The 11,218-nt window shown below is 65.2% G+C and carries 11 protein-coding genes; 9 read left to right on the forward strand and 2 right to left on the reverse strand.

Going from position 1 to position 11,218, the window contains the following annotated elements:
- Positions 1–21: 21 nt before the first annotated feature.
- A complete protein-coding gene (locus EN745_RS03865; protein ID WP_126057210.1) occupies positions 22–987 on the reverse strand; it encodes a cation diffusion facilitator family transporter in 966 nt (321 codons plus the stop codon).
- A 36-nt stretch (positions 988–1,023) separates the two neighbouring features.
- Here EN745_RS03865 and EN745_RS35940 point away from each other — a divergent pair, with 36 nt between their 5' ends.
- Both EN745_RS35940 and sugE read left to right on the forward strand, forming a co-directional pair.
- Positions 1,024–1,389, forward strand: coding sequence for a hypothetical protein (locus EN745_RS35940; protein WP_189347582.1), 366 nt, complete (start codon positions 1,024–1,026; stop codon positions 1,387–1,389).
- A gap of 228 nt (positions 1,390–1,617) precedes the next feature.
- Positions 1,618–1,932, forward strand: a complete 315-nt coding sequence (gene sugE / locus EN745_RS03875; RefSeq protein WP_126057211.1) for a quaternary ammonium compound efflux SMR transporter SugE — start codon at positions 1,618–1,620, stop codon at positions 1,930–1,932.
- Between the two features lie 73 nt (positions 1,933–2,005).
- Here sugE and EN745_RS03880 read toward each other — a convergent pair whose 3' ends face one another.
- On the reverse strand, positions 2,006–2,434 hold the full coding sequence (locus EN745_RS03880; RefSeq protein WP_126057212.1) for a DUF6481 family protein: 429 nt from the start codon (positions 2,432–2,434) through the stop codon (positions 2,006–2,008).
- A 238-nt stretch (positions 2,435–2,672) separates the two neighbouring features.
- Here EN745_RS03880 and EN745_RS03885 point away from each other — a divergent pair, with 238 nt between their 5' ends.
- The 7 genes from EN745_RS03885 to dnaJ all read left to right on the forward strand — a co-directional run.
- The gene (locus EN745_RS03885; RefSeq protein WP_126057213.1) at positions 2,673–3,728 is read left to right on the forward strand and encodes an LLM class flavin-dependent oxidoreductase; all 1,056 of its coding nucleotides are present in this window, start codon (positions 2,673–2,675) and stop codon (positions 3,726–3,728) included.
- 119 nt (positions 3,729–3,847) lie between these two features.
- Entirely contained in the window at positions 3,848–5,020 is a 1,173-nt protein-coding gene (locus tag EN745_RS03890; RefSeq protein WP_126057214.1) for an AI-2E family transporter, read from the forward strand.
- Positions 5,021–5,103: 83 nt separating this feature from the next.
- Positions 5,104–5,931: an arylamine N-acetyltransferase gene (locus tag EN745_RS03895; protein WP_127420574.1), complete on the forward strand. Its 828-nt coding sequence runs from the start codon at positions 5,104–5,106 to the stop codon at positions 5,929–5,931.
- A gap of 3 nt (positions 5,932–5,934) precedes the next feature.
- Complete coding sequence (locus tag EN745_RS03900) at positions 5,935–6,933, forward strand: LLM class flavin-dependent oxidoreductase (protein WP_127420575.1); 999 nt, start codon at positions 5,935–5,937, stop codon at positions 6,931–6,933.
- A gap of 83 nt (positions 6,934–7,016) precedes the next feature.
- On the forward strand, positions 7,017–7,811 hold the full coding sequence (locus EN745_RS03905; RefSeq protein WP_127420576.1) for an inositol monophosphatase family protein: 795 nt from the start codon (positions 7,017–7,019) through the stop codon (positions 7,809–7,811).
- A gap of 288 nt (positions 7,812–8,099) precedes the next feature.
- The gene (dnaK, locus tag EN745_RS03910; protein WP_126057217.1) at positions 8,100–10,016 is read left to right on the forward strand and encodes a molecular chaperone DnaK; all 1,917 of its coding nucleotides are present in this window, start codon (positions 8,100–8,102) and stop codon (positions 10,014–10,016) included.
- Between the two features lie 190 nt (positions 10,017–10,206).
- The coding region (gene dnaJ, locus EN745_RS03915; protein ID WP_127420577.1) for a molecular chaperone DnaJ at positions 10,207–11,218 on the forward strand (1,012 nt) is incomplete at its 3' end.

Below are 11,218 nucleotides of genomic sequence, written 5' to 3' on the forward strand. Positions count from 1 at the left end.
CCGGACCATGCAATGACTTGGCTAAATCGGCTGGTCGCCGGACGCCGCGTCGATCAGCTTGCGGCGTTGCTCCCACGTTCCGGTCGTCTGCGGCTTGACGAACAGCCGCGTGATCTCCGGCATCTCGGTTTTCAGCCGCGCCTCCAGCCGCTCGACGCAGACTTCGATCTCGGGCGCCGTCAGATGGTCCTCGAACTCGACGCTCAGGCCGGCGACGATCTCTTGCGGTCCCATATGGACGGTGACAACGCCGTTCGCCCGCCGCACCGCTGGATCCTGCTGCACGATGGCCAGCACCCTCTTCTGCACCTCCGGCAATGCCGGCTCGCCTATGAGCAAGCCCTTGCTCTCGCGCGCCAGGAAGATCGCGGTCGAGCCGAGGATCAGCGCGATGCCGATCGAGGCGGCGCCGTCGAGCTCGGGCATGGCAAAGACTTCCGCCGCCAATATGCCGGCAAAGGCGACGACCAGGCCGAGCAGCGCCGCGCTGTCCTCGAACAGCACCGTATAGACGCTTGGATCCTTGCTGAGCCGCACCGCCTCGAACCAGCCCAGCCTGCCCTTCTCACGGCGGAACGCCATCAGCGCCACATACCAGGAACTGCCCTCGAACAGGAAGGAAAGGCCGAGCACGACATAGTTGACCATGACATTGGCGACCGGCTCCGGCGCCATGATGTGCACCACGCCTTCGTAGAACGACACGCCGGCGCCAAGCGCGAAGACGAGGAGGGCGACGATGAAGCTCCAGAAATAGAGCTCGCGGCCATGGCCGAGCGGATGGCTGCGATCGGGCGGGCGGGCGGCGCGATGCATGCCGTAGAGCAGCAGCCCGCCATTGCCGGTGTCGACCAGCGAATGCACGCCTTCCGAAAGCATCGCCGAACTGCCGGTGAAGGCCGCGGCGGCGAATTTGGTCAACGCGATCGCCAGATTACCGGCAAGCGCCGCGTAGATGACCTTTTTCGATCCGCCATGCCCAGCCATGCCGCGCTGTCCCGGTTGACGCCTGGAGCTTAATGCATGTGGCCCAAAACTGCGCAGCGGTTTTGGGGAGAGCATCAAGACAAAGACTTAAAGCGCGACGCCCGATTCCGTTTCGTCGTGGTGCGCATTAACGCTCGGCCGTCGAAGGTCCACAGGCGATTCACCGGCGAAAACCGGTTGACAGCGGCTAGGCCGCCACGCGCGTCCGACAATGTCCTCTTGCAGTCCGGCTTTTCTCTTGTTTCACTTCATCGCCCACAATCGGAGGAACGAATCATGGCTAAAGGTGCGATGAAGGCGGGCAAGGAAGCCCGTAAGCCGAAGAAGGACGCGAAGAAGCCCGCCGCGGCCCCGGCCCTTAAGGCGCCGCCGGTGAAGGCGACGCGGCTCAAGGACAAATAGGCCTCGGCTGATCCGTCACGGCGCGGATTTACAACCGGCGGCATGGATCATGCTGCCGGTGTTTTGTTGATTGGGCCGAGGACTGCCTATATCAGTGTGGCGAGGACGACCTCGCTTCTCTCCCAAAACCCGGCCGGGACGACCCGTGCTCCCAGTGCTGCTCCGCGCGTCGGCACAGTTGGACCGCAACGCGCCTTGTGGGCAGCACGCAGCGAATGGAGCGTCCCGATGTCGTGGATTTACCTGTTTTTCGCCGGCCTGTTCGAGATCGGCTGGGCGATCGGCCTGAAATACACTGACGGTTTCTCTAAGCTGGTGCCGACGGTGCTGACCGTCGCCTCGATGATCGTCAGCCTCGGCCTGCTCGGCCTGGCGCTGAAGGCGCTGCCCGTCGGCACCGCCTATGCGGTGTGGACCGGCATCGGCACCGTCGGCACCGCGCTGCTCGGCATCTGGCTGCTCGGCGAGCCGGCGACCGTGGTTCGGCTCGCCTGCATCGGCCTCATCGTCTGCGGCATCGTCGGCTTGAAGCTGGTGGCCTGACGTTTGCCGCACGGCAAACGCGTTCGGGGCCGCCCTTGGCGACCCTGAACCTGCTCTTCGAACGAAACCGCTGTTAGCGGGCCGAGAAGCCCGGAGGCGTCCGGCCGACACGCGCCTTGCGCGCGGCATAGCGCGCATCGCGCTTGGCCTTGCGTTCGGCCTCGTCGGCGAGCAAGCGGGAAATGCGCTCGTTCTCTTCGGCTTCCCGGATCTTGGCCTCCGCCGCAGCCGCCTCTTCGGCGGCAATGCGCGCTGCCTCGGCAGCTGCCTCGCGCGCGGCCTTCTCAGCCGCTTCGCGGGCCAGCTTTTCCTGCTTCAGCCTGGCCTTTTCGGCTTCGCGTATCGCGCGCGCCTCAAGGATTGCCTTGCGTTCGGCTTGTCGCGCCAGCACTGCAGGATCGTCCGCCGCCGGCTTTGACTTGAAGCGCTCCAGAAGCGCCTTCTTTGCCTCGTTCGCGGCATTGCGCCGCTCGAAAATGTCTTTTTCCCTGTAGATAGCCAAGTCCACTTCCCTGAAGTCAATTCGCGACGCTTACATACGCGCGAAAACCGATAGTTCAAGCGCCAAAACGGTATGCCAGCCATGAAATTCTGGGCTGTTGCAACTGGGAGACGTCACAATCCCGCGCGAAAACCGACATGCAGTGTTCACAGTCCGCGCCTCTGGCGGCGCGGCGGGCGGGTAGCTATCTCCAGCGCGACGCACAAACATCGAAACAAAGTCATCAGGATGGCACGGCATGGAACTCGGTCTCTACACTTTCGCTGACGTCAGCCCGGAACCCGGGCCGGGCGCCATCGGCCCGCATGAGCGGTTGCGCAATCTGATCGAGGAGATCGAACTGGCCGACCAGGTCGGCCTCGACGTGTTCGGACTGGGCGAGCACCACCGCCCCGACTACGCCGCCTCGGCGCCGGTCGTGGCGCTTGCCGCAGCGGCCGAGCGCACCAGGCGCATCAAGCTGACCAGCGCTGTCACCGTGCTCTCCTCCGACGATCCGGTGCGCGTCTTCCAGCAGTTCGCGACGCTCGACCTGCTGTCCGGCGGCCGCGCCGAGATCATGGCCGGACGCGGCTCCTTCATCGAATCCTTCCCGCTGTTCGGCTTCAACCTCGAAGACTATGACGAGCTGTTCGCCGAGAAGCTCGACCTGCTGCTCGCCATCCGCGATCACGTCAAGGTGACGTGGCAAGGACGCCTGCGCGCGCCGATCAACGGCCGTGGCGTCTATCCGCGCCCCTTCCAGGAGAAACTGCCGGTCTGGATCGCCATCGGTGGCACCCCGCAGTCCGCCGCCCGCGCGGGCGCGCTCGGCCTGCCGCTGGCGCTCGCCATCATCGGCGGCGAGCCGGCGCGCTTTGCGCCGCTGTTCGAGGTCTATCGTCAGGCCGCCAGACGGGCCGGCAACGATCCGGCAAGCCTCGCCACCAGCCTCAACGTGCACGGCTTCATCGCCGAAACCACCGAGCAGGCGGCGGACGATTTCTACGCGCCGCAAGCCGAGGTGATGAACCGCATCGGCCGCGAGCGCGGCTGGGGTCCGACCTCGCGGGCGCATTTCGACCAGTCGCGCGGGCCGAACGGCGCCTTGTTCGTCGGCAATCCCGAACAGGTGGCGGAGAAAATCGTCGCCCAGCACCGGATCTTCAACAATGACCGCTTCCTGCTGCAGATGGCGATCGGCACCATGCCGCACGCCAAGATCATGAAGGCGATCGAGCTCTACGGCACCAGGGTGGCGCCGATCGTCCGCAGGGAGACCGCGAAGATCGCGCCCGCCGAGCCCGTCGCCTGATCGGGTCGCGTGACCTGATCCCATCCGGGCCAAGGGGTCATTGCCGGCTAACGGAACCTTGCAGCTACGCGAGCGTTTTCGCAGGGAAGCCGCGTGTCGCGGTGTGCCCGAGGAAAGCGATGAAGGCCGAACCGACCGCTTCGGGTAGCGCCGGTGCCGCAGGGAGTCCGGACCCGCGCGAGGCCGCGCGAGCGGACACGCATTTGATGCGGTCCCTGCTCATCGGCATCTTCATTCTGATGACCGTCTATGCGCTCTATTTCGGGCGCGCCTTCTTCATGCCGGTGATCCTCGCCTTCCTGCTGGCGCTGACGCTCACGCCGATCGTGCGCTTCCTGCGCCAGCGCGGCGTGCCCGATGCGCTGTCTGCAACGCTGCTTGTGCTCATGTCGGTGATTTTCGTCGCCGGCGCCGGCTATCTGCTCAGCGGCCCGGTCATTGACCTCATCAACAAGGCCCCCTCGATCGGCCTGCAGCTGACCGAGCGCCTGGCACAGCTCAGGCAGCCGTTCGAAAAGATCATGCAGATCTCGCACCAGCTGGAAGGGTTGACCGAGACCTCGCAGGAGCCCGACGTCCAGAAGGTCGTGCTGGCGCAATCCGGCATGTTGTCTTCCGCCGCCGGCAACATCCTGTCGGCGGGCACCGGCATCACCATCGTCTTCGTGCTGTCGCTGTTCCTGCTCGCCTCGGGCACGATGTTCTACGAGAAGATCATCCAGTCGTTCGCCAGCCTCAGCGAGAAGAAGCGGGCCTTGCGGGTCGTCTACGACGTCGAGCGCGAGATCTCGCATTACCTGCTTACCGTTACCATCATCAATGCCGGCCTCGGCACGGTAATTGGCCTGGGCCTGTGGGGGCTCGGCATGCCCAACCCAATGGTCTGGGGCGCGGCCGCCGCCTTGCTCAACTTCCTGCCCTATGTCGGGGCGCTGATGACGATCCTGCTGGTCACGGTGATCGCGCTGATCAGCTTCGACTCGATCTCCTATGCGCTGCTGGCGCCGGCCTTCGTGCTTCTGTGCGACCTGGTAGAGGGCCAGTTCGTGACACCGATGGTGGTCGGCAGACGCCTGGAGATCAACGCGGTGGCGGTCTTCATCGCCATTGCCTTCTGGTCGTGGCTGTGGGGCTTCGTCGGCGCGCTGATGGCGGTACCGCTGCTGGTCGTCATCAAGGTCTTCTGCGACCACTTCGAAGGGCTGAGCCATGTCGGCAATTTCCTGGCGGCACAGCACAGCGTCGTCGTCGAGGAGGATACGGCCGAGGAGAACGGCAAGGTCCGGACCTGACCCAGCCCGGCAATTGTTGGCCGCGCTGTTTGTCGGACCCGGAGCGAGTGCCTATATCGAGCCGGTCAAGCCGGACCTCCTTCATGACCAACGCCTCCTTCGACCTGGATGCCTATTTCGCCCGTATCGGCTATCGCGGTCCGACCGAGGTGTCGCTGGCGACGCTGAAAGCGCTGCACCGGCAGCATCCGCAGGCGATCCCGTTCGAGAACCTTGATCCGTTTCTCGGGCATCCGGTCAAGCTCGATCCCGCCTCGCTGCAGGACAAGGTGTTGGCGCGCGGCCGCGGCGGCTATTGCTATGAGCACAATCTGATCCTCTTGCATGCGCTGACGGCGCTCGGCTTCGAGGTGAGCGGCCTTGCCGCGCGGGTCCTGTGGGGCCAGACCGACGACGCCGTTACCGCGCGCAGCCACATGCTGCTGCGTGTCGAGCTCAACGGCCGCACCCATCTTGCCGATGTCGGCTTCGGCGGGCTGACGCTGACGGCGCCGCTGCTGCTCGAAGCCGGACCCGAGCAGCAGACCCCGCATGAAACCTTCCGCCTCGTGGAGACGGACGATCACTTCCGCCTGCAGGTGGAACTCGGCGGCGCCTGGCGCAACGTCTACCGCTTCGACATGCAGCGCAGCTACGAGGTCGACTATGCGGTCAGCAGCCACTTCCTGTCGACGCATCCGAGCTCGCATTTCCTGTCCTCGGTGATCGCGGCGCGCGCCCTGCCCGACCGGCGCTACGCGCTGCGCAACAACCGGCTGTCGACGCATCATGTCGGCGGCCGCACCGAGCAGCGGGAGATCGCGACGGCGGCCGAACTTGCCGACGTGCTGGAAAACCAGATCGACATCGTCATCCCGGACCGGCCTGCCTTCGAGGCCAGGCTGCGGGAAAAGAGCATCGTGGAGCGCTGAGAAATGACAGCCCTTTCCGTCCTTGACCTGTCGCCGATCGCCGAAGGCAGCGATGCCTCGCGCTCGCTGGCGAACTCGCTCGACCTCGCCCGCCATGCCGAACGCCTCGGCTACAGGCGTTACTGGCTGGCCGAGCATCACAACATGCCGGGCATAGCCAGTGCCGCGACTTCGGTGGTCATCGCCCATGTCGCAGGGGGCACAAAAACGATCCGCGTCGGCGCCGGCGGCATCATGCTGCCCAACCATGCGCCGCTGGTCATCGCCGAGCAGTTCGGCACGCTGGCGGCGTTGTTTCCCGGCCGCATCGACCTCGGGCTAGGCCGCGCGCCGGGCACCGACATGATGACCGCCAGGGCGCTGCGCCGCAATCTCGAAGCCAGCGATAATTTCCCGCAGGACGTCGTCGAGCTGATGGGCTATTTCCAGCCGGCCGAGGAGGGTCAACGCATCCGCGCCGTGCCCGGCGAAGGCCAAAAGGTGCCGGTCTGGATCCTCGGCTCCAGCCTGTACGGCGCGCAACTCGCCGCCCTGCTCGGCCTTCCTTACGCCTTCGCCTCGCATTTCGCACCGGCCGAGCTAGACCATGCACTGGAGGTCTACCGCTCGCGCTTCCAGCCATCGGCCGAACTCGACAGGCCATATGTCATGCTTGGCCTCAACGTCTTCGCCGCGCCAACCGACGCCGAGGCACGGCATTTGTTCACTTCGCTGCAGCAGGCCTTCGTCAATCTGCGCACCGGCCGGCCCGGCCGGTTGCCGCCGCCGGTCGAGGGCTACGAGCAGACGCTGGATCCGATGGCGAAGACCATGCTGGGCCAGGCGTTGTCCTGCGCCGTCGTCGGGTCGCCGGAGACGGTGAGGCTCGGCATCGATGCCTTCGTACGCCGCACCGGCGCCGACGAGCTGATGGTGACGGCGCAGATCTTCGACCACGCGGCCAGGGTGCGCTCGTTCGAGATCCTTGCCGACGTCCACAAGTCGCTGTCGCGGGCGGCCTGAGGCCATTCACTGGTTTTGCCGCTTTTGCAGGGCAGCGGCTTTTGCTATGGGCGGACCACCCTTTCCCGGCAGCGAGCACGCCTGTGACCAACGACCTCGACGCGCGAACGCGCTTTGCCATTGACCTTGCGCGCCGCGCCGGCGATCTCGGCCTGAAATATTTCCGCGACCTCGAAAACCTGACCGTCGAGAGCAAGGGCCATCAGGACCTGGTCTCGGACGGCGACCGCGAAGTCGAGCTGTTCATCCGCGCCGCCATTGCCGACGCCTATCCGCGGGACGGCATCGTCGGCGAGGAACATGCGCCGGTCGTCGGAACGACAGGCTTTGTCTGGGTGATCGACCCGATCGACGGCACCGCCAATTTCGTGCGCGGGATTCCGGCCTGGTGCGTGGTGATCGCCTGCGCCCGCGAGGGCGGGACCGTCGTCGGCGTGATCCACGAGCCCTCGACCGGCGAGACCTTCCACTGCCATCGTGATGGCGGCGCCTTCGTCAACGGCCGGCCGATCAAGGCGAGCGATGCCGCGAGCCTCACCGAAGGATCGGTGGGAACCGGCCTGTCCAACCGGGCCGATACCGGGCATGTCGCCGTGCTCATCCGCCAGATCATGGCTGAAGGCGGCGTCTTCTACCGCAACGCGTCGGGTGCGCTGATGCTGGCTTATGCCGCGTCCGGCCGGCTGCTCGGCTATATCGAGGAACACATGAACGCCTGGGATTGCCTGGCCGGCATGCTGCTTGTCGAGGAAGCCGGAGGCACGGTGCTGAAGCCGGATCCGAAAACCGTCATCAGCCAGGGAACGCTGGTGATCGCCGGCGGAACGGCGATTTTCCCGAAGCTGCGGGCGCTTTCCCAGCAGGCGTTCGGGCTCTGATTGTGGCGGCTGCGACGTTTTTGCCCGCGGCGGATTGTGCAAGTCCGGCCGTGTCCGGCGGCAAATCGGCTGCGATATGCGCGATTTAGGCATTTTTCCCGTCATCTGGCGGGATCGTGGACGCCTTGCGCAGAATGCTTGCGCCCCGTGCAGCCTGTTCTTATATACGCGCCAAGCCGTTCGGCGCCGGAACGCCGGTTGCCGGAACGGGATTTCTTGTGAACAGGGGCTTTCGTTGGAACGCCTGATCAGGGTCCTGAGAGCCTGCTTAGCGGAGAGACTAGAACAATGGCAAAAGTAATCGGTATCGACCTCGGAACCACCAACTCCTGTATTGCCATCATGGACGGCAAGGAGCCCAAGGTTATCGAGAATGCGGAGGGCGCGCGCACGACCCCTTCGATCGTCGCCATCTCGAGCGACGGCGAACGCCTCGTCGGCCAGCCGGCCAAGCGCCAGGCGGTCACCAATCCTGAGAACACCATCTTCGCGGTGAAGCGCCTGATCGGCCGCCGCTATGACGATCCGGTGACGGAGAAGGACAAGAAGCTTGTCCCTTACAAGATCGTCAAGGGCGACAATGGCGATGCCTGGGTCGAGGCCGGCGGCAAGAAGCAGTCGCCCAGCCAGATCTCGGCCATGATCCTGCAGAAGATGAAGGAAACGGCGGAAGCCTATCTCGGCGAGAAGGTCGAGAAGGCGGTCATCACCGTTCCGGCCTATTTCAACGACGCCCAGCGCCAGGCGACCAAGGACGCCGGCAAGATCGCCGGCCTCGAAGTGCTGCGCATCATCAACGAGCCGACGGCCGCGGCCCTTGCCTACGGCCTCGACAAGAAGGACGGCAAGACCATCGCCGTCTATGACCTTGGCGGCGGCACCTTCGACATTTCGGTGCTCGAGATCGGCGACGGCGTCTTCGAGGTGAAGTCGACCAATGGCGACACCTTCCTCGGCGGCGAGGATTTCGACATGCGCCTGGTCGAGTACCTGGCGGCCGAGTTCAAGAAGGAGCAGGGCATCGACCTGAAGGCCGACAAGCTCGCCCTGCAGCGTCTCAAGGAAGCGGCCGAGAAAGCCAAGATCGAGCTGTCGTCAACGACGCAGACCGAGATCAACCTGCCCTTCATCACCGCCGACGCCACCGGGCCGAAGCACCTGACGCTGAAGCTGACCAGGGCGAAGTTCGAAAGCCTGGTCGAGGATCTCGTCCAGCGCACGATCGACCCCTGCAAGGCGGCGCTCAAGGATGCCGGCCTGAAGGCTGGCGAGATCGACGAGGTCGTCCTGGTCGGCGGCATGACCCGCATGCCCAAGATCCAGGAGATCGTGAAGCAGTTCTTCGGCAAGGACCCGCACAAGGGCGTCAACCCGGACGAGGTCGTCGCGCTTGGCGCCGCCATCCAGGCCGGCGTGCTGCAGGGCGACGTCAAGGACGTGCTCCTGCTCGACGTGACGCCGCTGTCGCTCGGCATCGAGACGCTGGGCGGCGTGTTCACCCGCCTGATCGAGCGCAACACCACGATCCCGACCAAGAAGAGCCAGGTGTTCTCGACCGCCGAGGACAGTCAGTCGGCGGTGACGATCCGCGTCTTCCAGGGCGAGCGCGAGATGGCGGCAGACAACAAGCTGCTCGGCCAGTTCGACCTTGTCGGCATCCCGCCGGCACCGCGCGGCGTGCCGCAGATCGAGGTCACCTTCGACATCGACGCCAACGGCATCGTCAACGTCTCGGCCAAGGACAAGGGCACCGGCAAGGAGCACCAGATCCGCATCCAGGCTTCCGGCGGCCTTTCGGACGCCGACATCGAGAAGATGGTCAAGGACGCCGAGGCCAATGCCGAGGCCGACAAGAAGCGGCGCGCGGTGGTCGAGGCCCGCAACCAGGCCGAGGCGCTGGTGCATTCCTCGGAGAAGTCGCTGAAGGAATATGGCGATAAGGTCTCGGAAGCCGACCGTACGGCGATCGCCGATGCGATCGCGGCGCTGAAGGCCGCCACCGAAGGCGACGACGCGGCCGAGATCGAGGCCAAGACGCAGGCGCTCGCCGAAGCTTCGATGAAGCTCGGCCAGGCCATGTACGAAGCCTCGCAGAAGGAAGCGGCCGAGGCCGACGCCAAAGCGGACGCCGCCAAGGATTCGGACGTGGTCGACGCCGATTTCGAGGAAATCGACGAGGACGACGACAAGAAGAAGTCGGCCTGAGCCGCCTGACGGCAAATAATGCGAAAAGCCCGGCGCAAGGCCGGGCTTTTTTGCAACCCTTCATGAAAAAGTGCGGGCAAGGCCGCGCCAGCACTGGCATCTGGACGCCATCGCACCTAAATCGGAACGACGTGCCGGCAAACGACGCAACAGTGCATCAAGACATTGAGCATCCGGACTGCGGGAAAAAATGAAAGCTGATTTCTACGAGACGCTGGGCGTGCAAAAGGGCGCCGACGACAAGGAGCTCAAGAGCGCTTTCCGCAAGCTCGCCATGCAGTTTCATCCCGACCGCAATCCCGGCGATCACGCCTGCGAGCACAAGTTCAAGGAAATCAACGAAGCCTACGAGACGCTGAAGGACCCGCAGAAGCGCGCGGCCTATGATCGTTTCGGCCACGCCGCCTTCGAACATGGCGGCATGAATGGCGCCGCGCAGGGCTTCGGCGCCGGCGGCTTCGCCGACATCTTCGAGGATATTTTCGGCGACATGATGGGCGGCCGCCAGCGCCGCTCGTCGGGCGGCCGCGAGCGTGGCGCGGACCTGCGCTACAATATGGAGATTTCGCTGGAGGAGGCGTTTTCCGGCAAGACCGCGCAAATCCGCGTGCCGGCCTCGATCTCCTGCTCTGAATGTTCGGGCAGCGGCGCCAAGCCCGGCACCCAGCCGGCCACCTGCTCGATGTGCAACGGCCACGGCAAGGTGCGCGCCACGCAAGGCTTCTTCTCGATCGAGCGCACCTGCCCGCAGTGCCAGGGCCGCGGCCAGACGATCAAGGACCCGTGCCCGAAATGCGCCGGCCAGGGCCGCGTCACTGAGGAACGTTCGCTGTCGGTCAACATCCCGGCCGGCATCGAGGACGGCACCCGCATCCGGCTGGCCAATGAGGGCGAGGCCGGCCTGCGCGGCGGCCCGTCGGGCGACCTCTACATTTTCCTCGCGGTCAAGCCGCACGAGTTCTTCCAGCGCGACGGCGCCGACCTCTACTGCAAGGTGCCGATCTCGATGACGACAGCGGCTCTCGGTGGGTCCTTCGAGGTGACGACGCTCGACGGCACGCAGACCAAGGTGAAGGTGCCGGAAGGCACGCAGAACGGCCGCCAGTTCCGGTTGAAGGGCAAGGGCATGCCGGTGCTGCGCCAGCCCAATGTCGGCGACCTCTACATCCAGACCGCGGTCGAGACGCCGCAGAACCTGTCGC

Source organism: Mesorhizobium sp. M4A.F.Ca.ET.022.05.2.1, assembly GCF_003998845.1.
Classification (GTDB): domain Bacteria; phylum Pseudomonadota; class Alphaproteobacteria; order Rhizobiales; family Rhizobiaceae; genus Mesorhizobium.